Consider the following 19,458-nt stretch of genomic DNA (forward strand, 5'->3'; position numbering starts at 1 on the left):
AGGGCCCTCCGGGCACGTACAAGAGGGCCGTCGGCACCTGGCAGGTGCCGGCGGCCCTTCGTGTGTCCCGGACGCGGGCAACGCCCGTACACAGCCCCGTACGGCAGGATGTGCGGCATGCCAAGCGCAGAAGACACGAGCGTGCACCAGGAGCCGTCCGTCGTACCGCCCACGCGACAGGACGAGATCGCCGCAGCGGGCAGCGAACTGATCGGCGGGCCCGCGGGCCGCTGGGCACGGTTCGGATCGGGACCGCTCACACCGGTGCGCGTCATCGCGCTCGCGGCGATCGGGATGTTCGCGCTCGGCATGGTGCAGAAGATCCCCTGCTACAACTGGGCGTGGTTCCGCGGAACCAGCTCGCAGTACGCGCACGCGTGCTACTCGGACATCCCGCACCTCTATGTCGGACGCGGCTTCGCCGACGGCCTCGTGCCGTACTTCGACCGGCTGAGCGGCGACATGGCGTACCTCGAGTACCCCGTCCTCACCGGCCTCTTCATGCAGGTCGCGTCCTGGCTGACGCTCACGCCGTCCTCGGACCCCGCACAGCAGCGCGAGCAGATGTACTGGATGGTCAACGCGGGCATGCTGATGATCTGCGCCGTGATCCTCGCGGTGTGTGTCGCCCGTACGCACCGGCGCCGCCCCTGGGACGGTCTGCTGGTGGCCCTCGCACCCGCGCTCGCGCTCACCGCGACGATCAACTGGGACCTGCTCGCCGTCGCGCTGACAGCCGCCGCGATGCTCATGTGGTCGCGCGGCAGGAGCGTGGCCTTCGGCATCCTCATCGGCCTCGCCACCGCCGCGAAGCTCTACCCCGTACTGCTCCTCGGGCCCCTGCTGGTGCTGTGCTGGAGGGCCGGGAGGTGGCGGGAGTACGGAACGGCGCTCCTCGGCGCGGCCACGGCCTGGCTGGTGGTCAACCTGCCGGTGATGCTGTACGCCCCCGAGGGGTGGAAGAAGTTCTACACGTTCAGCCAGGAACGGCAGATCGACTACGGCTCGTTCTGGCTGATCATCACCCAGCGGACCGGCCGGCCCATCGACGTGGACACGGTGAACACGGCCTCGGTGCTGCTGATGGCCGTGCTGTGCGCGGGCATCGCGGGGCTGGCACTGACCGCCCGGCACCGGCCGCGCTTCGCCCAGCTGGCGTTCCTCGTGGTGGCCGCCTTCATCCTGACGAACAAGGTCTACTCACCGCAGTACGTGCTCTGGCTGATCCCTCTGGCCGCGCTCGCCAGGCCTCGCTGGCGGGACTTCCTCGTCTGGCAGGCCTGCGAGGTCATGTACTTCCTGGGGATCTGGTTCTACCTCGCGTACACGACGAGCGGCGACAAGCACCAGGGACTGCCCCAGGAGGGCTATCAGGTCGCTATCGCCCTGCACCTGGCGGGAACGCTCTACCTCTGCGCCCTGATCGTCAGGGACATCCTGAGGCCGGAGCGGGATCCCGTGAGGCTCGACGGTTCCGACGATCCGTCCGGCGGGGCGCTCGACGGGGCGCCGGACCGGAAGGCATTCCTGCAGGTGCGCCCTCATCCGGACCAGCACACAGCACCCGCGGTCGAGGGACCGCGGGTGGAGTGGGGCACTGGCGGGAGGACGGCTTCCGACTGAGGGAGGGCCGGGGCTACCGGTCCACGAGGCGGTCGAACTGGGTGGTGGTGTGGCGCAGGTGGGCCACCAGTTCGTCGCCGACCCTCGGCTCCTGGGCGTCCGAGGGCACGAAGAGGATCGACACCTGCATGTGCGGCGGCTCGGCGAACCAGCGCTGCTTGCCCGCCCAGACGAACGGCGACAGGTTGCGGTTGACCGTGGCCAGCCCGGCGCGCGCGACGCCCTTGGCCCGCGGCATCACTCCGTGCAGGGCCTTCGGGGCCTCCAGGCCGACGCCGTGGGAGGTTCCGCCGGCGACGACCACCAGCCATCCGTCGGACGCGGCCTTCTGCTGGCGGTAGCCGAAACGGTCCCCCTTGACCACGGGCGTGACGTCGAGCACCGCGCCGCGGTACTCCGTCGCCTCGTGGTCGCCGAGCCAGAGCCGTGTGCCGATGCGCGCGCGGAAGTGGGTCTGCGGGAACTGCTGCCGCAGCCGCGCCAGCTCCTCGGCCCGCAGATGGCTGACGAACATCGTGTGCAGCGGCAGCCGGGCGGCGCGCAGGCGGTCCATCCAGGTGATGACCTCCTCGACCGCGTCGGACCCGTCCGTGCGGTCGAGCGGCAGGTGCAGCGCGAAGCCTTCGAGGCGTACGTCCTCGATGGCCGCGTGGAGCTGGCCCAGCTCCTCCTCCTTCACACCGTGGCGCTTCATCGAGCTCATGCACTCGATGACGACGCGCGCGCCGACCAAGGCGTGCACACCGTCCACGGAGGAGACGGAACGGATCACGCGGTCGGGCAGCGGAACCGGCTCCTCGCCCCGGCGGAAGGGCGTCAGCACCAGCAGGTCGCCGCTGAACCAGTCCTTGATGCGAGCGGCCTCGTACGTGGTCCCGACGGCCAGCGTGTCGGAGCCGAAGCGGATCGCCTCGTCGGCCAGGCGCTCGTGTCCGAAGCCGTAGCCGTTGCCCTTGCAGACGGGCACGAGGCCCGGGAACTGGTCCAGGACGGACTTCTGGTGCGCCCGCCAGCGCGCGGTGTCGACGTAGAGGGAGAGCGCCATGGCCGGCCCGGAACCTTTCTGGTGGCTGCGGTGTGGGTGAGAGAGGGGAGGAGCTGATGGATGGTGGTCAGGATGCGCTCAGCGGCGCGACATGTACATATCGAGCGCCTTGTGCAGCAGCTTGTTGAGGGGGAAGTCCCACTCGCCGACGTACTCGACGGCTTCCCCGCCCGTGCCGACCTTGAACTGGATCAGGCCGAAGAGGTGGTCGGTCTCGTCCAGCGAGTCGCTGATGCCGCGCAGGTCGTAGACGGTCGCGCCCATCGCGTACGAGTCGCGGAGCATCCGCCACTGCATGGCGTTCGAGGGGCGCACCTCGCGGCCGATGTTGTCCGAGGCGCCGTAGGAGTACCAGACGTGTCCGCCGACGACGAGCATCGTGGCTGCGGACAGGTTCACACCGTTGTGCCGGGCGAAGTAGAGCCGCATGCGGTTCGGGTCCTCGGAGTTGAGCACCGACCACATGCGCTGGAAGTACGAGAGCGGGCGCGGCCGGAAGTGGTCGCGCACGGCGGTGATCTCGTACAGCCGCTGCCATTCGGCGAGGTCCTCGTAGCCGCCCTGGACCACCTCGACGCCGGCCTTGTCGGCCTTCTTGATGTTGCGCCGCCAGAGCTGGTTGAAGCCCTTGAGCACGTCCTCGAGGGAGCGGTTGGCCAGCGGCACCTGGAAGACGTAGCGGGGCTGGACGTCGCCGAAGCCGGCGCCGCCGTCCTCACCCTGCTGCCAGCCCATCTTCCGCAGCCGGTCCGAGACCTCGAAGGCGCGCGGCTCGATGTGGCTGGCCTCGACGTCACGCAGCCGCTTCACGTCGGGGTCCTGGATGCCGGACTTGATGGCGGCCGAGTCCCAGCGGCGGATGACCACGGGAGGGCCCATCTTGACCGAGAAGGCACCCTGCTGCTTCAGGTGGGCGAGCATCGGCTGGAGCCACTCGTCCAGATTCGGGGCGTACCAGTTGATGACCGGGCCCTCGGGGAGGTACGCGAGGTAGCGCTTGATCTTGGGCAGCTGGCGGTAGAGCACCAGCCCGGCACCGACCATCTCGCCGTTCTTGTCGAACCAGCCCAGGTTCTCCGAGCGCCATTCGGTTTTCACGTCAGCCCACGCCGGGACCTGGCAGTGACTGGCCGAGGGCAGACTCTGGATGTACGCCAGATGCTGCTCTCGGCTGATGGTCCTCAGGGTCAGGCTCATGCGGGGCGCTCCTCGGCAGGTGTGTCCCCATCGGTCAGGGGCTCCGGCTCTCGCGCCGAAGCCTACTGTGACCGAGGGGCGCCCGGTCCGGCCCGTCAGGACCGCACCGGGCGCCACCCCCGCGGGATTGCCCGGCCGCGCACCGCGTGGGACGGCCGGCCCCGGCTCTGCCGGTCAGGTGACGACGCCGCCGAAGAGGCCGCCGTGCGCCATACCGAGGTAGAAGCCGACGGCGGACGCGCCGATCCCCATGATCAGGCCGAACCGCTCCCAGGTGGTCCTGGAGATGTACTGCCCGTAGACGCCGGTCAGGATGCCGATCAGCCCCGCCCACGAGCTCAGCAGGTGGAGGCTGTGGAACATCGCCGTCACGAACGCGAGGACGCCGAGGACCCCGGTCACCACCATCAGCGTTTCCTGGAGCGGGTGCGGCTTGCCGTCCGTCGCGAAGAGGGAGCCGGTGGACGGACGGGCATTGGCCACCCGGCTCGGTGCGGGCCGGCTGCCGGCAGGTCGGACTGTCTGTGCCATGGAGTACCTCCTGGCGGGAAGGGCGGTGCGATGTAGCGCCTCTCACACCGCATCTGTCTTGATTGTGCGCCCTGAACACCGGATTTCAACCGGAAGCCGGTCTGCGGGTAGTCTGTACGGTCTGCACCGGTGTCTGCCTTGAGCCAGCACTGCGGCCCCCCTCAATTCTGAAGACGGGCGTTGTCAGTGGCGGCTGTTTTACTCGGAGACACTGATGCTTACGCATCACGACCCTCCTGCCACGGAACGACCGTGGCCGCTGAGTCCAAAGGAGGTGGGTTCCACATGCGTCACTACGAGGTGATGGTCATCCTCGACCCCGATCTCGAGGAGCGAGCAGTCTCCCCGTTGATCGAGAACTTCCTCTCCGTCGTCCGTGAGGGCAACGGAAAGGTCGAGAAGGTCGACACCTGGGGCCGTCGTCGTCTCTCTTACGAGATCAAGAAGAAGCCTGAGGGCATCTACTCGGTCATCGACCTGCAGGCCGAGCCTGCGGTCGTCAAGGAGCTCGACCGACAGATGAACCTGAACGAGTCGGTCCTCCGGACCAAGGTCCTCCGTCCCGAGACCCACTGAGCATCTAGCTCAGCGGTCATCGGGTTCGAGTAGCAAGCAGCCAGAAGCAATCCCCGCCGAGAGGTTCACCCATGGCAGGCGAGACCGTCATCACGGTCGTCGGCAATCTCGTCGACGACCCCGAGCTGCGCTTCACCCCGTCCGGTGCGGCGGTCGCGAAGTTCCGTGTCGCGTCCACTCCCCGCATCTTCGACCGTCAGACCAATGAGTGGAAGGACGGCGAAGGCCTGTTCCTCACCTGCTCGGTCTGGCGTCAGGCGGCGGAGAACGTCGCGGAGTCGCTTACGCGAGGCATGCGCGTCGTCGTGCAGGGCCGGCTCAAGCAGCGGTCCTACGAGGACCGTGAGGGCGTCAAGCGCACGGTCTACGAGCTGGATGTCGAGGAAGTCGGCCCCAGCCTGAAGAGCGCCACGGCCAAGGTCACCAAGACCACAGGTCGCGGTGGTCAGGGCGGCGGTCAGGGTGGATACGGCGGCGGCCAGCAGGGTGGCGGCAACTGGGGCGGCGGTCCCGGTGGCGGTGGTCAGCAGGGCGGCGGCGGTGCTCCCGCCGACGACCCGTGGGCCACCAACGCACCGGCCGGCGGCCAGCAGGGCGGGGGCCAGCAGGGCGGCGGGGGCGGCTGGGGCGGAAGCTCCGGTGGCTCCGGCGGTTCCGGCGGCGGCTACTCGGACGAGCCGCCCTTCTAGGGCTGCTCGTACCCCACTTCTTGATCACACAGGAGAAACACCATGGCGAAGCCGCCTGTGCGCAAGCCTAAGAAGAAGGTCTGCGCGTTCTGCAAGGACAAGACCCAGTACGTGGACTACAAGGACACGAACATGCTGCGGAAGTTCATTTCCGACCGCGGCAAGATCCGTGCCCGCCGCGTCACCGGCAACTGCACGCAGCACCAGCGTGACGTCGCCACGGCAGTCAAGAACAGCCGTGAGATGGCGCTGCTGCCCTACACGTCCACCGCGCGATAAGGGAAGGGTGACCGAATCATGAAGATCATCCTCACCCACGAGGTCACTGGCCTCGGTGCCGCCGGTGACGTCGTGGACGTCAAGGACGGGTACGCCCGTAACTACCTGGTTCCGCGTGGCTTTGCCATTCGCTGGACCAAGGGTGGCGAGAAGGACGTGGCGCAGATCCGCCGCGCCCGCAAGATCCACGAGATCGCGACGATCGAGCAGGCCAACGAGATCAAGGCCAAGCTCGAGACCGTGAAGGTCCGTCTGGCTGTTCGCTCCGGCGACGCCGGCCGCCTCTTCGGTTCCGTCACCCCGGCTGACATCGCCTCGGCGATCAAGTCCGCCGGTGGTCCGGACGTCGACAAGCGTCGCGTCGAGCTCGGCTCGCCGATCAAGACGCTCGGCGGATACCAGGTGTCCGTCCGTCTGCACCCCGAGGTTGCCGCGAAGCTCGGTATCGAGGTCGTTGCTGCCTAAGGGCACAGCTCAGCAGAGCTAGGTGAAGGGCCGCACCCCTGGGTGCGGCCCTTCGTCGTTTCACGTGAAACGACGGCTGCGGTCTCACGCGACGGAGCGGTTTCACGTGAAACAGAGCACCTCGGTTCCTGCTCAGCTGGACGCGGGTTCAGCGCGTGGCTCCGGTCACGATCCAGCGGCCGGACCGCATACGCATCCACAGTGTCACCAGCCGGACGGTCATCATCAGTGTCATTGCCCCCCAGAGAGCGGTGAGGCCTCCCCCGAAGCTGGGGACGAGGAGAGCGGCAGGAGCGAAGACGGCGAGGGTCAGGACCATGGCCCAGGCGAGGTAGCGGCCGTCCCCTGCTCCCATGAGCACGCCGTCGAGAACGAAGACCACCCCGGAGATCGGCTGGGAGAGAGCCACGACCAGCAGAGCCGGCAGCAGGGTGTCCTGTACGGAGGTGTCGCCCGTGAACAGCGGGACGAAGAGAGGCCGGGCGAGCATGATGACCACCCCGAGGACCACTCCCGAGCCGATCCCCCACTGGACCATCCGGCGGCAGGCGTCGCGGGCGCCCTTGGCGTCGTCCGCGCCTAGGTAGCGGCCGATGATGGCCTGCCCTGCGATGGCGATGGCGTCGAGCGCGAAGGCCGTGAGGCTCCAGAGGGACAGGATGATCTGGTGCGCGGCGATATCCGTGTCGCCGAGGCGGGCGGCGACAGCGGTCGCGATCATCAGGACCGCCCTCAGCGAAAGCGTACGGATCAGGAGAGGTACGCCTGCCTGGGCGCTCGCTCGGATGCCCGCCACGTCGGGGCGCAGCGATGCCCCGTGGCGACGCGCTCCACGGACGACGACGATCAGGTAGACGAGCGCCATGCCCACCTGGGCGATGACGGTGCCCCAGGCGGATCCGGCGATCCCCAGCCCGGCCCCGTAGACGAGCCCGGCGTTGAGGGCTCCATTGGCCGCGAACCCGCCGATGGCGACGTAGAGCGGTGTCCGGGTGTCCTGCAGTCCGCGCAGGACGCCCGTCGCCGCGAGCACCACGAGCATGGCGGGGATGCCGAGACTGGAGATCCGCAGATACGTGGTGGCGTACGGGGTCGCGGTGTCGGAGGCGCCGAAGATGTCGACCATCCACGGTGCCAGCGGGAGGGTGACGGCGACGACAGCGGCACCGATCAGCAGGGCGAGCCAGATGCCGTCCATGCCTTGGCGGATGGCGGACGCCAGATCTCCTGCGCCGACCTGGCGGGCTACCGCGGCTGTGGTGGCGTAGGCGAGGAAGACGAAGACGCTCACCGCGGTCGTCAGAAGGGCAGCGGCGACCGCCAGGCCGGCCAGTTGCGGGGTGCCGAGATGGCCGACGATGGCGCTGTCGACCATGACGAAGAGGGGCTCGGCAACGAGCGCGCCGAAGGCCGGGACGGCTAGTGCGATGATCTCGCGGTCGTGCCGACGGCGGGAGGGCGGCTGTGCCGTGTGCGCCTGGGTCATGGGGTAAATCTAATCTTCCACAGGTAAGAGATGCAATGCAGTTGAGATCCTTACCTTGCCTTGGTTTCTTGGTTGGCTGGAAGACCGCTTCCCATGATCTTGAGCTGAGGGCAAAAGTTTTTCTCCCCCACAGCCGGTGGATTGAAAAACGGCAGGTCAAGGGCCTCTTTGGTGGACGGGTATGAGTTTGTCCACAGTGCTGTCCCCCGGTCCGTGCACAGGATCGGATGGGTTCTCCACAGCATCTGGTCCGTCATCCACATGCCCTGTGGATAACCAGATTGGCTGACGGTGCGGACCGGCCTACCGTGGTGCGGCGCCCGCACTCCGTTCCGGCATGGAAATCCGCAGAACTTGACGCGCCGGAACCGGAGTCGGGCGTCTTGTTTGTCGGTGCCGTGCCGTAAGAAAGAGTGGCACGGCTAGGTCCGCGAAGCGGACGGGAGGAGGTGGCCCGGTGAGCATTCCCGAGCCTTTGGACGATCCCTGGGCCGATGTCGGTCCCAGTGACCGTCTGCCCGTTTCCCGTCAGCGCCGCGGAGAGGGTAAGGGGCGCGACGAGCAGCACGAGCGGGGCCGGGAGAGCGGCTGGGACGGCGGTTCGTCCGGCTTCGAGCGGGTGCCTCCGCAGGATCTCGACGCCGAGCAGTCCGTCCTCGGCGGCATGCTGCTCTCCAAGGACGCCATCGCGGACGTCGTGGAGATCATCAAGGGCCATGACTTCTACCGACCGGCCCACGAGACCGTCTATACGGCGATCCTCGACCTCTACGCCAAGGGGGAGCCTGCCGACCCGATCACGGTGGCGGCCGAGCTGGTCAGGCGCGGCGAGATCACCAAGGTCGGCGGAGCCCCGTATCTGCACACGCTGGTGCAGTCCGTGCCGACCGCGGCCAACGCGTCGTACTACGCGGAGATCGTCCACGAGCGGGCTGTGCTCCGGCGTCTCGTCGAGGCCGGCACCAAGATCACCCAGATGGGATACGCGGCCGACGGCGACGTCGACGAGATCGTCAACTCCGCACAGGCCGAGATCTACGCCGTCACGGAGCAGCGCACCAGCGAGGACTACCTGCCGCTCGGCGACATCATGGAAGGTGCCCTCGACGAGATCGAGGCCATCGGTTCCCGCAGCGGCGAGATGACAGGTGTTCCGACCGGGTTCACCGATCTCGACTCCCTGACCAACGGCCTGCACCCCGGCCAGATGATCGTCATCGCTGCCCGCCCCGCCATGGGTAAGTCCACCCTCGCCCTGGACTTCGCCCGGGCCTGCTCGATCAGGAGCAACCTGCCGAGCGTGATCTTCTCCCTGGAGATGGGGCGCAACGAGATCGCGATGCGTCTGCTGTCCGCCGAGGCCCGGGTGGCGCTCCACCACATGCGCTCCGGGACGATGACCGACGAGGACTGGACGCGGCTCGCCCGTCGAATGCCGGACGTGTCGGCCGCGCCGCTCTACATCGACGATTCGCCGAACCTCTCGATGATGGAGATCCGCGCGAAGTGCCGTCGTCTCAAGCAGCGCAACGACCTCAAGCTCGTGGTCATCGACTATCTGCAGCTGATGCAGTCCGGTGGTGCCAAACGGGCGGAGAGCCGTCAGCAGGAGGTGTCGGACATGTCCCGGAACCTCAAGCTCCTCGCCAAGGAGCTCGAGGTTCCCGTCATCGCCCTGTCCCAGCTGAACCGTGGACCGGAACAGCGCACGGACAAGAAGCCGATGGTCTCCGACCTGCGTGAGTCCGGCTCCATCGAGCAGGACGCCGACATGGTGATCCTGCTGCACCGCGAGGACGCGTACGAGAAGGAGTCACCGCGCGCGGGCGAGGCGGACCTGATCGTGGCGAAGCACCGTAACGGCCCGACGGCGACGATCACCGTGGCCTTCCAGGGGCACTACTCCCGCTTCGTGGACATGGCCCAGACCTGACGGTCCAGTTCACTCCGTCACGGGAAGGCACTCGGCGAGCAGGCCGACGATGTCGCGCCAGGCTCGCTGCGCGTGCTGCGGGTGGTAGCCGACGCCGGGGAGCACGGTCTGGTCCACCGGCGGGTGGTGGAAGGCGTGCAGGGCCCCGCCGTAGACCACGAGTCGCCAGTCGACGCCCGCGGCCTGCATCTCGGCGGCGAAAGCGTCCCGTTGCTCAGGGGGCATGATCGGGTCCTCCGATCCGACCCCCGCCCACACGGGGCAACGAATGCCCGCCGCCTCGCCCGGGCGGCCCGTGGTCAGGGCGTTGACCGTCCCGATCGCGCGCAGGCCGACGCCGTCACGCCCGAGTTCCAGCGCGATCGCGCCCCCGGTGCCGTAGCCGACCGCGGCGATCCGGTCGGGGTCGGTCCGTGGTTCGGCGCGCAGCACGTCCAGGGCCGCGTGGCCGATGCCCCGCATCCGGGCGGGATCGGCGAGCAGAGGGGTCACGCGCGCCAGCATCTCCTGCGGGTCGGTGAACCAGCGCCCGCCGTGGAGGTCGAAGGCCAGCGCCACGTAACCCAGTTCGGCGAGGGCGTCCGCCCGGCGGCGCTGGAAGTCGTTCAGGCCCGGCCCTTCCGGACCGATCAGGACCGCGGGCCGGCGGCCGGCACCGGCGGGGAGCGCGAGGTGCCCGATCATCGTCAAGCCGTCGGCGGGGTAGCGGACCGTGCGCGTGGTGACTGTCGTCATGAGACGGGACTGTAGTGACGGCCGAGCCCGGCCGGGCCGGTCTTAGCCCCGGGCAGAACGGTGCAGGACGCTCTGCCGGTACAGGACGCTCTGCCGGTACAGGTTCGCCGACAGCGAGGGAGAGCGCCGGTCGGACGGTGCATCGCGTCACTGCCGCTCTGCGCCGTCGTGGCAGTGGGGCGAGGCAGATCGATCCAGGTCGGCGGCCTTGAGCGTGCGCCGGGCGAGGACGTCCTCGCGGCGGTCCTCCATCTGCCGCAACGCGTCCTTGCGGTCCCGCCTGGAGAGACGGTCCAGGTACAGGTGGCCGATGAGGTGATCGACTTCGTGCTGGAGGCACCGGGCGAAGTAGCCCTGCCCCTCGATGACGAGAGGGTTGCCGCCCATGTCGAAGCCGCGGGCGACGACGTGATCGGGGCGGGGCACCGGCATGACGGCGCCGGGCACGGACAGGCAGCCCTCGTGCTCGTCGGCGAGTCGGCGACTGCCCGGGTCGATCCGGTCCAGGACCGGGTTGACGATGTGACCTACGTGCCGGACCCCGTAGTCGTCCGGACAGTCGTACACGAACAGTCTCAGGCCGACCCCGACTTGATTGGCGGCCAGGCCGGCACCCTCTGCCACGTGCATGGTCCGGAACATGTCGTCGATCAACGCGGACAACTCGGGGGAGCCGAACTCGGTCACCTCCCGGCACGGACGGCTCAGTACCTCCTCGCCCACCATGGTGATCCGACGCACCGAACCCCGTTCGGCCTCCGGTGGCAGACCCGGATACGAGTCGGTGGGCCGGCCCTGCACACGGACTCGCCGGTCGACGGGACCGGGCCCTTCGTGACGAACGGACATAGTCATCTCCTGTCTGCGCAGGCCACGGACGCCGTGGCGCCGCTGACGCCTCATGTCTCCGTCAAGGACTGCTGCTTGCCAAGTGCTTTGCAAAGTAGCAGAATTTGCAAAGTGACTGAAGATGACCTCAACACCCCGCCCGGTCGGACAAGCGGCACCGGAGACGAGCTGCGTGTGCACGAGGTCCGCACAGCCCTCCTTGAACTGCTCACCGAAGTCGGTACGGTCACGGCGACCGAAGCGGCCGCCCGGCTGGGCTACAGCTCCGGCCTCTGCTCGTTCCACCTGCGCCAGCTCGCACGCCATGGGTACATCGAGGAGGCACCCCACGACGGGGGCCGCGCACGTCCGTGGCGTCTGCGGCGAAAGGACCCAGCTGCCGGCGGGTCCACGGAGGACCAGTTCGGCGCCCTGGCCCGAGGGCTGGAGGACGAGAGCTGGCAGCGGTGGCTGTCCCAGCGGGACGGGGCACCGCCCGAGTGGCGCCGCGACGAAGCCTTCAGCGCGGTTGCCTACCTGACCCCCGAAGAGATGAGCCAGGTCGCGAAGGTGGTGCGACGGGCACTCGCGCCCTACCAGGACCGCGAACAACGCCCCCTGGCGAGGCCCGACGGGGCCAGGCCGGTGGCCCTCATCACCCGGCTGTTCCCCCTGCTGCCCCACACGACGGGCGACGCCGAGCGGGACTGAGGAAGGACGCTTGCGCGACCACCGTGCCTGAAGCACTGTCGGTGACGAGGTCGACGAGCTCGTCGTCAAGACCTACCCGGAGGTCTACGGATCGGGCATGCCCCTGTTCGGCTCCGACTTCTCGGCCATCCAATTCACCTTGGAGAACGTGCGCGTCTTCGACAACGGGGTGATCGTCAGGACATACAGCCGCCCACGCTGATCAGGCGGTTCGCCCGTGGCGACGCAGGGCGGCTCCGGCGTCGGCCCCCCGGCCGTCAAATAAGTTCGTCAAGCTGATGAGGCGCGGGTCATGCTTGGGCATGACCTCTTCCGAAGCCCTGCTTCCCAGCACCCGGCGTGCTCTGCTGCACCGTGTCGCCACCGCGCAGTCCGAAGGCCGGACCCCTTCCCTCGTCGCCGCGGTGCAGAGGGAGGGGGAGATCGCCTGGAGCGGTGCCCGTAGCTGTGTGGACGGCCACGAGCCCGATGGCGACACTCAGTTCAGAATCGGCTCCATCACCAAGACGTTCACCGCTGTGCTGGTGATGCGCCTACGCGACGAGGGGTTGCTGGATCTGGACGATCCCCTGGACAAGCACCTGCCGGGCACGGATGTCGGATACCTGACCGTCTTCCAACTGCTGGGCCACAGCGGGGGCCTGGCGGCCGAGACGCCCGCCCCGTGGTGGGAGAGGACCCCGGGCTCCCTGCGGCCGGAGCTGGTGGATGTGCTCGGCGAGGGGCCGGTGATTCACCCGTCCGGCCACGGGCACCACTACTCCAACCCGGGTTACACGCTGCTCGGCTCGCTCGTGGAGAGGCTTCGCGGGGAGGCCTGGGCGGAGGTGCTGCGCCGCGAGATTCTGGAACCGCTGGGGATGGACCGTACGACCCCGGAGGCGCATGCCCCGCATGCAGGTGGCTGGGCCGTCCACCCATGGGCCGACGTCATGCTGCCCGAGCCGGCCGAGGACCTCGGACTGATGGCACCGGCCGGTCAGCTCTGGTCGACCACCACGGATCTGCTCCGCTTCGCGGCCTTCCTGGCCCAAGGCGACGAACGGGTGCTCCGTGCGTCCTCGGTCGCGGAGATGCGGACTCCCGCCGCTCCGCCCGAAGCGGGTGACTGGGCCGGGACGTACGGCCTCGGTCTTCAGGCCGTACGGCGCGGGAACCGCACGCTCCTCGGCCATTCGGGTTCGCTCCCCGGCTTCCTGGCCACGCTGTTGTTCAGCGTCGAGGACGACGTGGCGGCCGTGGTGCTCTCGAACGCCACCTCGGGCCCCCTGACCGGTGTGGTGGCCGCAGATCTCGTGCAGATCGTCGCCGACGCGGAGCCGAGGATCCCGGAGCCCTGGCGCCCGCTGCCCGAGGTCGACGAAGAGCTGCTGGCGCTGACGGGGCCCTGGTACTGGGGCACCCAGGTCCATGCCCTGAAGCTGCTCGCGGACGGGGGCCTCGAGTTTCAACCGTTGCGGGGCGCCGGTCGCGCGGCCCGGTTCCGGGCGCGCCCCGACGGGACCTGGACGGGCCTCAACGGCTACTACGCGGGGGAGACGCTCAGGGTCGTACGCGCCGATGACGGCACGGTGGACCATCTCGACCTGGGATCGTTCGTCTTCACCCGGGAGCCGTACGAGCGAAGTGCGGCTGTTCCCGGTGGGGTGGACGAGGGCGGCTGGCGAGGGCTCGCCATCTGAGCGGACCGGGTCGGTGTTTCACGTGAAACGCCTTGGTGAGCTGATCACGCCGTCAGTTCGCGTTCCAGAGGGGTACGGAAGCGTGGGGTGACCCGGGCGGCGCCCGTCCACGCCGAGAGCCGGTCCGCCTCTGCCTCGATGAGCTGTGAAGCCTCCCGCCCCACGTCGGACAGCAGGCGCCACACCGGCTCGCCGTCCGCGCGCTGGGCCCAGCCACCCACGATTTCGCCGTTGCACCACACCGTCGGGCCGATGTTGCCGGCGCGGTCGAAGAGCGCGGCTCGATGGGCGGTTGACAGGTGGAAGCCGCGGTCGGCCCAGCCCATCGCGCTCGGATCCAGACCGGGCAGCAGGGCCGCCCAGGGCTCAGGGGAGGATTCGGTGGTGAGATCCCCGGGAGCGACCCAGCCGATGGCCCCGCTGTCGAGCTGGACCTCCTCGGCGCCGACGGCAGCCAGGGCCGTGCGCGTCTCACGGACGCCCCAGCCGGTCCACCACTTCAGATCTCCTTCGGTCGCGGGACCGTAGGAGAGGAGCCAGCGCCTGGCCACTTCCGCCCGGGCCTCGGCGGGATCCGAAGCGGGCCATGGCTCGGCTGCCGTCCAGCGGAACTGGCTTGAGGTCCATGAACCGCGTGGCCGGTCCCGCCGGATGCGCCCGTCGGCGGCCAGCAACCGGATCACCCGGGTGGCGGCTCCCTGCACCGTCTCCTGCCTCGTCCCGGGGAAGACGGTGATCTTCGTGCGCAGAGCCGGTACGGCCGCCGACAGCTCGCTCCCCGTGGCGTGACCCCGAGCGGTCAGAGCGGCGAGCGTCTGGAGTTCGGTATCGGCAAGCCACCGTTCGTCCAGCCCCTGACCGTCCTCCCGCAACTGCTTGAGAAGCCGCCGGCGCTCCTTGATGGCCACGGCGCGTGCGCTCGACGCGTCGACGGCCGGTGCGGCCGCCGCGGACACGGCGAACAACGTGTTGCGCATGGAGAGCAGCCGCACCAGTGAGACGTCGTCGTAGAGCGCCCGCTCCACCGCCCCGACCCCGGGGGCGGTCAGCCGCGCGCAGACGGAGAGGAAGACCGTGGCGGCATCGGTCGCGTGCAGGGCGACGACGGCGTCCGCCACTGCGACGGCGGACGCGGTCCGCGCGGACGGGGCCAGCAGATGCCGACGGCCGAGCCTGATCCTGCGCTGCTCGTCATCGATGCGGTGCACGTGATCTCCCTGCCTGCCGAGCTGTCCGGAACTCTGCGGTTCAGAGGGTGAGTTTGAAGCCCACGTGGCTCGCGGTGAAGCCGAGCCGCTCGTAGAAACGGTGGGCGTCCGTACGGGAGGCGTCCGAGGTCAGCTGCACCAACTGGCAGTCGTTACGCCTGGATTCATCGACGGCCCACTGGATCAGCTGCGTGCCCAGGCCGCTGCCGCGCTCGTCCGCGTGGACGCGGACGGCCTCGATGACGGAGCGGGTCGCACCACGCCGGGACAGCCCGGGAACGATCGTGAGCTGGAGGGTTCCCACGACGCGGCCCTGGCGCACAGCCACGGTCAGATGCTGGTTCGGGTCGTCGGCGAGCCGCCGGAACGCGGCGTGGTACGGCGTGAGGTCGTCCAGGGACTCGCGCTGCGCGCCCAGCGGGTCGTCAGCGAGCATGGCCACGATGGCGGGGATGTCCGCGAGTACCGCGGGGCGTATGTCGAGATCGCTCATGATCGGCAGACTACGCAAACCGGCCCGTTCAGGCGGGGACCTTCAGCGCCTCGACCGTCCGGACCAGCGGGGCGAGCTCCGGAATCTCGGCCGCCTCGTCGAGAGCGGCGCGGAGCGCGGTGTCGTTGGTCGGCCTCGCCTCGCTCAGCAGCGTGAGACCCGCTTCGGTGACGTCCGTGTAGATGCCCCGCCGGTCCGTGTCACAGAGGTAGCGGGTGAGGAGTCCCCGGTCCTCGAGGCGGGTGACCAGCCGGGTGGTGGCGCTCTGGCTCAGCACCACGGCGTCCGCCACCTGCTTCATCTGCAGGTGTCCGCCGGTACCGCTGTGCTGGCGGCTCAGGACGTCGAGCAGGGAGAACTCACGCGCGCTGAGGCTGTGGCGGGTCTGCAGGGCACGTTCGATGCGGGCCTCGATCTTCCCGTGGAGCAGGGAGAGGGCGCACCAGCTCTGGGCGAGGGCCGTCAGTGCGGGATCTGTCGCTGTCATGGTCTCTCCTCCGTACGGGAGCTGCTTCCCTCAGCTGCTTCCGTCCAGGATAGGGCACATACGCAATAGCCCGCGCTTGCAATTAAGCGGCGTCTGCAATTATTGTGGGCGCTCGTAAGGCGCAGACGCAATCTTTCAGGAAGGTCCCTCCCATGCCGCTCGCGCTCCTCGCCCTCGCCATCGGGGCATTCGGTATCGGTACCACCGAGTTCGTGATCATGGGGTTGCTTCCCGATGTCGCGGCGGACTTCAAGGTCTCGATCCCCACCGCAGGCTTCCTGGTCACGGGCTACGCCCTGGGCGTGGTCCTCGGCGCTCCGCTGATGACCGCTCTGGGCACCCGGGTGACCCGAAAGCGGATGCTGATGCTCCTGATGGGGCTCTTCGTCGTGGGGAACGTGGTGTCCGCACTCGCCCCGACGTTCGGTGTGATGCTCACCGGACGGGTGATCGCCTCACTCGCCCATGGAGCGTTCTTCGGTATCGGATCGGTCGTCGCGGCGGATCTGGTCGCCCCGGAGAAGAAGGCCGGTGCCATCGCCATGATGTTCACCGGGCTCACTGTCGCCAACGTCGTAGGGGTCCCGCTGGGGACCTTCATCGGTCAGACCCTCGGCTGGCGCGTCACGTTCTTCGTCGTCGCGGGGCTCGGCGTCCTGGGTCTCCTCGGCGTGGCGAAGCTCGTTCCTGAACAGCCGAAGCCTCAGGGGGTGCGGATCCGCCACGAGCTGGCCGCGTTCCGCAATGTCCAGGTGCTGCTCGCCATGGCGATGACGGTCCTGGGCTTCGGCGGGGTCTTCGCGGCGATCACCTACATCACCCCGATGATGACGGAGACCGCCGGCTTCGCGACGTCCTCCGTCACCTGGCTGCTGGTCCTCTTCGGGCTGGGCATGGTCGGCGGGAATCTGCTCGGCGGGAAGTTCGCCGACCGCCATCTGATGCCGATGCTGTACGTGTCGCTCGGTGCGCTGGCCGCGGTCCTGGCCCTGTTCACGCTGACCGCACACAACAAGATCGCCGCCGCGGTGACGATCGTCCTCATCGGGGCTCTCGGCTTCGCCACCGTTCCGCCGCTCCAGAAGCGCGTCCTCGACCAGGCTGCCGGTGCGCCCACCCTGGCCTCTGCCGTCAACATCGGGGCCTTCAACCTCGGGAACGCGCTCTCGGCGTGGCTCGGCGGAATCGTGATCGCGGCCGGGTTCGGTTACACCGCACCCAACTGGGTCGGCGCCGCCCTCGCAGCGGCCGCGCTGCTTCTGGCGGTGCTCTCCGGTGTGCTCGAACGGCGCTCGGTCACTCCCGGCCGGCAGCTTGCCGCGCATGCTCCTGAGCCTGCCGCAGCCGTCGGCCGCGGCGAGTCGGCCCCCACGGCTTCAGTACCGATATCGCGGTGACGAAGAGATACGTGGCCGTGGCCACCGAGGGTGCGATCACCAGATCGATGTCTGTCGCACCCCGGGCCGCGGCCTCGTCGATGCCCGGGCGGAGCGAGAAGATCGACAATCCCGCGGTGATCAGAGTCAGCCAGAACTTCGTCCAGACCCAACGGTGCCGAGCCAGGCCCCACTGGGTGCCGAGCGCCAGCAGCAGCCCACTGAGAAGCGACAGCAGGGCGACCGGGACGACGAGCCAGTCACCGAAGACCTTCATGGCGCGGGTGGCGGCCTGAGCCATCGTGGGATCGTGGGTGAGGAACGCGGTGAGGCCGAGAGCCAGCAGCCCCACGGTGAGGCCCAGCCAGCCCACGGAGACCGCTACATGGGCGACGAGGACGCTGCGGCGCACAGAACGCTTGAGTGGTTTCACGTGAAACACGGTGCCAAGCGCGGAGTGCGCGGTCATCTGACAGCGGGAGTATCCCCGGCTACTGGCCTCGGCGTACACGGGAGTGTCCCGCCTGCGCCGTAGCCTCTCACCGCCCGGCTCAGCCCAGGTCGGGTGCGTGCATCGCCCGCACGCCCTCGATGTTGCCGTCCAGATAGTGCCGCAATGACAGGGGCACGAGATGTACGGCCGCGATGCCGATGCGGCTGAAGGGGACCCGGACGATCTCGTACTCGCCGCATGGCTCGTCGATTTCCGGCCCATGGCGACGCGACAGGTCCATCGAGGCCAGGCGGCAGACGAAGAAGTGCTGCACCTTCACGCCTTTGACGCCGCCGCCGGCGATATGTTCGACGGTGTCCACGAAACAGGGCACGACGTCGACGATCTTGGCGCCGAGCTCTTCGTCGACCTCGCGGTGCAGCGCGTCGACGACGGTGGCGTCCTCCGGCTCGACTCCGCCGCCCGGCGTGAGCCAGTACGGGTCGACACCGGGCTTGGTGCGCTTGATCAGGATGAGGTCATCGCCGTCGAGGAGGACGGCGCGTGCTGTGCGCTTGACCACTGGACGTTCGGTCATGGCAAGAGAGTGGCCCCAGAAACCCGATCTGAAACTCCCGTCGGCCGACCGGTCACCAGTCCACGGCAGCACGCACCAGCCACTCGTGCGCCCGCGCGATGTGCGGGAGGCCGAGTGTGCCGGTCCTCGCGATGAGGAAGTACGTGCGCAGCGGTGGAATCGGAGGGTCCAGGAGCGCCACGACCGCCCCCCGCTCGAGTGCGTCCTCGCACAGATAGCGCGGCAGTACGGCGAGGCCGGCGCCCGCTGCCGCGCACTCCAGAACCGCACGGAGGTCCGGCGCGATCACAGCGGCGGCGGCCGCGGGGCGGCTGTCGAAGACCGTCGCCCAGTAGCGGGAGACCAGGGGGAGGCTCTCGTGCACCTCGACCACCGGCAACTGCTCCAGGAGTACGGAGCCCTTGTGGCGTAGCGCGCCGGGCCCCAGGCGCCCTGCCCAGCGCGGCGCGGCGACCAGGACGTGCTCCTCGTCGCAGAGGGTGGTCGACGTCAGCAGTCCACCGCGCGGACGGGCGGTGGTGATGGCCAGGTCATGACGTCCGGCCGCCAGCCCTTCCAAGGTGTCCTCGGGGTTGGCGACGAAGGTGCTGCGCAGCGCGAGCCCCTGGGAGATCAGCGGGGTGAGGGCGGGCAGGGCCCGCACGGAGGTGAACTCCGGGGGGCCCGCCAGGTGCAGTGTGCGCGACCCCGACTCCGCGTCGAGCTCCACCTCGACGATGTCGACCAAAGCGTCCAGGTGAGGGGCGGCCCGGTGGGCCAGCTCGTCGCCGACGGTGGTCGGGGTCACCCCACGGGCCCTGCGCACGAAGAGCGGGCGGCCCAGCTGGCGCTCCAGCGCGCGTATCTGCGAGGTGACGGCCGGCTGGGACAGCCCGAGCAGGGCGGCGGCCCGGGTGAACGATCCGGCCCGGTGCACCGTGACGAATGTGCGCAGCAGGGCCAGGTCCACGGTCCGCCCCCTCCACCCTCGCGGACACTGCGCCGTCCCGCACCGTCCCTCACGACGGCCCAACTATAAATATGTCGATAGGCCGCTGTCGCTACTGTGATTGGACACTGACGCACAGTCAACTAGCCTTGTCC

The 19,458-nt window shown here is 68.9% G+C and carries 21 protein-coding genes and 1 pseudogene; 10 read left to right on the forward strand and 12 right to left on the reverse strand.

The window, feature by feature from the left end; genetic code table 11:
* Positions 1 to 117 precede the first annotated feature (117 nt).
* The gene (locus ACIQM3_RS25965) at positions 118 to 1,623 is read left to right on the forward strand and encodes a glycosyltransferase family 87 protein (RefSeq protein ID WP_401628005.1); all 1,506 of its coding nucleotides are present in this window, start codon (positions 118 to 120) and stop codon (positions 1,621 to 1,623) included.
* A 13-nt stretch (positions 1,624 to 1,636) separates the two neighbouring features.
* Here ACIQM3_RS25965 and ACIQM3_RS25970 read toward each other — a convergent pair whose 3' ends face one another.
* From ACIQM3_RS25970 to ACIQM3_RS25980, 3 genes are all read right to left on the reverse strand, one after another.
* Entirely contained in the window at positions 1,637 to 2,668 is a 1,032-nt protein-coding gene (locus ACIQM3_RS25970) for an alanine racemase (protein WP_401628007.1), read from the reverse strand.
* A gap of 78 nt (positions 2,669 to 2,746) precedes the next feature.
* The gene (locus ACIQM3_RS25975) at positions 2,747 to 3,865 is read right to left on the reverse strand and encodes a peptidoglycan bridge formation glycyltransferase FemA/FemB family protein (RefSeq protein WP_033296787.1); all 1,119 of its coding nucleotides are present in this window, start codon (positions 3,863 to 3,865) and stop codon (positions 2,747 to 2,749) included.
* A gap of 174 nt (positions 3,866 to 4,039) precedes the next feature.
* Positions 4,040 to 4,396 (reverse strand): hypothetical protein, encoded by a 357-nt coding sequence (locus ACIQM3_RS25980; protein ID WP_401628009.1) that lies wholly within the window; start codon positions 4,394 to 4,396, stop codon positions 4,040 to 4,042.
* A 285-nt stretch (positions 4,397 to 4,681) separates the two neighbouring features.
* On the opposite strand from ACIQM3_RS25980, the gene rpsF reads away from it, so the two are divergent.
* The 4 genes from rpsF (at position 4,682) to rplI (ending at position 6,405) form a co-directional block, all read left to right on the forward strand.
* Positions 4,682 to 4,972, forward strand: coding sequence for a 30S ribosomal protein S6 (gene rpsF, locus ACIQM3_RS25985; protein WP_006604399.1), 291 nt, complete (start codon positions 4,682 to 4,684; stop codon positions 4,970 to 4,972).
* A 71-nt stretch (positions 4,973 to 5,043) separates the two neighbouring features.
* Complete coding sequence (locus tag ACIQM3_RS25990) at positions 5,044 to 5,661, forward strand: single-stranded DNA-binding protein (RefSeq protein WP_356709032.1); 618 nt, start codon at positions 5,044 to 5,046, stop codon at positions 5,659 to 5,661.
* A gap of 42 nt (positions 5,662 to 5,703) precedes the next feature.
* Positions 5,704 to 5,940, forward strand: a complete 237-nt coding sequence (gene rpsR / locus ACIQM3_RS25995) for a 30S ribosomal protein S18 (protein WP_003967857.1) — start codon at positions 5,704 to 5,706, stop codon at positions 5,938 to 5,940.
* A gap of 18 nt (positions 5,941 to 5,958) precedes the next feature.
* Complete coding sequence (gene rplI, locus ACIQM3_RS26000; protein ID WP_362927550.1) at positions 5,959 to 6,405, forward strand: 50S ribosomal protein L9; 447 nt, start codon at positions 5,959 to 5,961, stop codon at positions 6,403 to 6,405.
* Positions 6,406 to 6,553: 148 nt separating this feature from the next.
* Here rplI and ACIQM3_RS26005 read toward each other — a convergent pair whose 3' ends face one another.
* Positions 6,554 to 7,891, reverse strand: a complete 1,338-nt coding sequence (locus ACIQM3_RS26005) for an MATE family efflux transporter (protein ID WP_401628011.1) — start codon at positions 7,889 to 7,891, stop codon at positions 6,554 to 6,556.
* Positions 7,892 to 8,366: 475 nt separating this feature from the next.
* Between ACIQM3_RS26005 and dnaB the strand changes: the two genes are divergently transcribed.
* Positions 8,367 to 9,824, forward strand: coding sequence for a replicative DNA helicase (dnaB, locus tag ACIQM3_RS26010; protein WP_401628379.1), 1,458 nt, complete (start codon positions 8,367 to 8,369; stop codon positions 9,822 to 9,824).
* A 9-nt stretch (positions 9,825 to 9,833) separates the two neighbouring features.
* Here the strand turns inward: dnaB and ACIQM3_RS26015 are convergent, their stop codons facing one another.
* Both ACIQM3_RS26015 and def read right to left on the reverse strand, forming a co-directional pair.
* The gene (locus ACIQM3_RS26015; protein ID WP_401628013.1) at positions 9,834 to 10,559 is read right to left on the reverse strand and encodes a dienelactone hydrolase family protein; all 726 of its coding nucleotides are present in this window, start codon (positions 10,557 to 10,559) and stop codon (positions 9,834 to 9,836) included.
* Positions 10,560 to 10,706: 147 nt separating this feature from the next.
* Positions 10,707 to 11,408, reverse strand: a complete 702-nt coding sequence (gene def / locus ACIQM3_RS26020; protein ID WP_401628014.1) for a peptide deformylase — start codon at positions 11,406 to 11,408, stop codon at positions 10,707 to 10,709.
* A 111-nt stretch (positions 11,409 to 11,519) separates the two neighbouring features.
* On the opposite strand from def, the gene ACIQM3_RS26025 reads away from it, so the two are divergent.
* The 3 genes and pseudogenes from ACIQM3_RS26025 to ACIQM3_RS26035 all read left to right on the forward strand — a co-directional run bounded on the left by ACIQM3_RS26025 (position 11,520) and on the right by ACIQM3_RS26035 (position 13,780).
* A complete protein-coding gene (locus ACIQM3_RS26025; protein ID WP_401628016.1) occupies positions 11,520 to 12,098 on the forward strand; it encodes a winged helix-turn-helix domain-containing protein in 579 nt (192 codons plus the stop codon).
* A gap of 43 nt (positions 12,099 to 12,141) precedes the next feature.
* Positions 12,142 to 12,300: pseudogene (locus tag ACIQM3_RS26030) on the forward strand (dihydrofolate reductase); the annotation flags it as partial.
* A gap of 100 nt (positions 12,301 to 12,400) precedes the next feature.
* Entirely contained in the window at positions 12,401 to 13,780 is a 1,380-nt protein-coding gene (locus ACIQM3_RS26035) for a serine hydrolase domain-containing protein (protein ID WP_401628018.1), read from the forward strand.
* A 44-nt stretch (positions 13,781 to 13,824) separates the two neighbouring features.
* On the opposite strand, the gene ACIQM3_RS26040 is transcribed toward ACIQM3_RS26035, so the two are convergent.
* The 3 genes from ACIQM3_RS26040 to ACIQM3_RS26050 are packed head-to-tail and all read right to left on the reverse strand — an operon-like array spanning position 13,825 to position 15,968.
* On the reverse strand, positions 13,825 to 14,988 hold the full coding sequence (locus ACIQM3_RS26040; RefSeq protein ID WP_401628020.1) for a winged helix DNA-binding domain-containing protein: 1,164 nt from the start codon (positions 14,986 to 14,988) through the stop codon (positions 13,825 to 13,827).
* A gap of 40 nt (positions 14,989 to 15,028) precedes the next feature.
* Positions 15,029 to 15,481 carry a GNAT family N-acetyltransferase gene (locus ACIQM3_RS26045; protein WP_401628022.1) on the reverse strand — a complete coding sequence of 151 codons (453 nt, stop codon included), beginning with the start codon at positions 15,479 to 15,481 and terminating at the stop codon, positions 15,029 to 15,031.
* A 28-nt stretch (positions 15,482 to 15,509) separates the two neighbouring features.
* Positions 15,510 to 15,968, reverse strand: coding sequence for a MarR family winged helix-turn-helix transcriptional regulator (locus tag ACIQM3_RS26050; protein WP_401628023.1), 459 nt, complete (start codon positions 15,966 to 15,968; stop codon positions 15,510 to 15,512).
* A 152-nt stretch (positions 15,969 to 16,120) separates the two neighbouring features.
* On the opposite strand from ACIQM3_RS26050, the gene ACIQM3_RS26055 reads away from it, so the two are divergent.
* Positions 16,121 to 17,365 (forward strand): MFS transporter, encoded by a 1,245-nt coding sequence (locus ACIQM3_RS26055; RefSeq protein ID WP_401628025.1) that lies wholly within the window; start codon positions 16,121 to 16,123, stop codon positions 17,363 to 17,365.
* Here the strand turns inward: ACIQM3_RS26055 and ACIQM3_RS26060 are convergent.
* The 3 genes from ACIQM3_RS26060 to ACIQM3_RS26070 all read right to left on the reverse strand — a co-directional run bounded on the left by ACIQM3_RS26060 (position 17,265) and on the right by ACIQM3_RS26070 (position 19,324).
* Complete coding sequence (locus ACIQM3_RS26060; protein ID WP_401628027.1) at positions 17,265 to 17,777, reverse strand: DUF2269 domain-containing protein; 513 nt, start codon at positions 17,775 to 17,777, stop codon at positions 17,265 to 17,267. The genes ACIQM3_RS26055 and ACIQM3_RS26060 overlap by 101 nt on opposite strands.
* A gap of 118 nt (positions 17,778 to 17,895) precedes the next feature.
* On the reverse strand, positions 17,896 to 18,375 hold the full coding sequence (locus ACIQM3_RS26065; RefSeq protein ID WP_356709014.1) for an NUDIX hydrolase: 480 nt from the start codon (positions 18,373 to 18,375) through the stop codon (positions 17,896 to 17,898).
* Between the two features lie 52 nt (positions 18,376 to 18,427).
* Entirely contained in the window at positions 18,428 to 19,324 is an 897-nt protein-coding gene (locus tag ACIQM3_RS26070) for a LysR family transcriptional regulator (RefSeq protein ID WP_401628030.1), read from the reverse strand.
* Between the last annotated feature and the right edge of the window lie 134 nt (positions 19,325 to 19,458).

Origin of the sequence: Streptomyces sp. NPDC091271, from assembly GCF_044757505.1 — a bacterium.
Lineage (GTDB): Bacteria > Actinomycetota > Actinomycetes > Streptomycetales > Streptomycetaceae > Streptomyces.

Bases quoted from the DNA above. Each gene is read 5' to 3' on its own strand.
- ACIQM3_RS25965 (WP_401628005.1), top strand. From the start codon at position 118: ATGCCAAGCGCAGAAGACACGAGCGTGCACCAGGAGCCGTCCGTCGTA.
- ACIQM3_RS25970 (WP_401628007.1), bottom strand. From the start codon at position 2,668: ATGGCGCTCTCCCTCTACGTCGACACCGCGCGCTGGCGGGCGCACCAG.
- ACIQM3_RS25975 (WP_033296787.1), bottom strand. From the start codon at position 3,865: ATGAGCCTGACCCTGAGGACCATCAGCCGAGAGCAGCATCTGGCGTAC.
- ACIQM3_RS25980 (WP_401628009.1), bottom strand. From the start codon at position 4,396: ATGGCACAGACAGTCCGACCTGCCGGCAGCCGGCCCGCACCGAGCCGG.
- rpsF (WP_006604399.1), top strand. From the start codon at position 4,682: ATGCGTCACTACGAGGTGATGGTCATCCTCGACCCCGATCTCGAGGAG.
- ACIQM3_RS25990 (WP_356709032.1), top strand. From the start codon at position 5,044: ATGGCAGGCGAGACCGTCATCACGGTCGTCGGCAATCTCGTCGACGAC.
- rpsR (WP_003967857.1), top strand. From the start codon at position 5,704: ATGGCGAAGCCGCCTGTGCGCAAGCCTAAGAAGAAGGTCTGCGCGTTC.
- rplI (WP_362927550.1), top strand. From the start codon at position 5,959: ATGAAGATCATCCTCACCCACGAGGTCACTGGCCTCGGTGCCGCCGGT.
- ACIQM3_RS26005 (WP_401628011.1), bottom strand. From the start codon at position 7,891: ATGACCCAGGCGCACACGGCACAGCCGCCCTCCCGCCGTCGGCACGAC.
- ACIQM3_RS26015 (WP_401628013.1), bottom strand. From the start codon at position 10,559: ATGACGACAGTCACCACGCGCACGGTCCGCTACCCCGCCGACGGCTTG.
- def (WP_401628014.1), bottom strand. From the start codon at position 11,408: ATGTCCGTTCGTCACGAAGGGCCCGGTCCCGTCGACCGGCGAGTCCGT.
- ACIQM3_RS26035 (WP_401628018.1), top strand. From the start codon at position 12,401: ATGACCTCTTCCGAAGCCCTGCTTCCCAGCACCCGGCGTGCTCTGCTG.
- ACIQM3_RS26045 (WP_401628022.1), bottom strand. From the start codon at position 15,481: ATGAGCGATCTCGACATACGCCCCGCGGTACTCGCGGACATCCCCGCC.
- ACIQM3_RS26050 (WP_401628023.1), bottom strand. From the start codon at position 15,968: ATGACAGCGACAGATCCCGCACTGACGGCCCTCGCCCAGAGCTGGTGC.
- ACIQM3_RS26055 (WP_401628025.1), top strand. From the start codon at position 16,121: ATGCCGCTCGCGCTCCTCGCCCTCGCCATCGGGGCATTCGGTATCGGT.
- ACIQM3_RS26065 (WP_356709014.1), bottom strand. From the start codon at position 18,375: ATGACCGAACGTCCAGTGGTCAAGCGCACAGCACGCGCCGTCCTCCTC.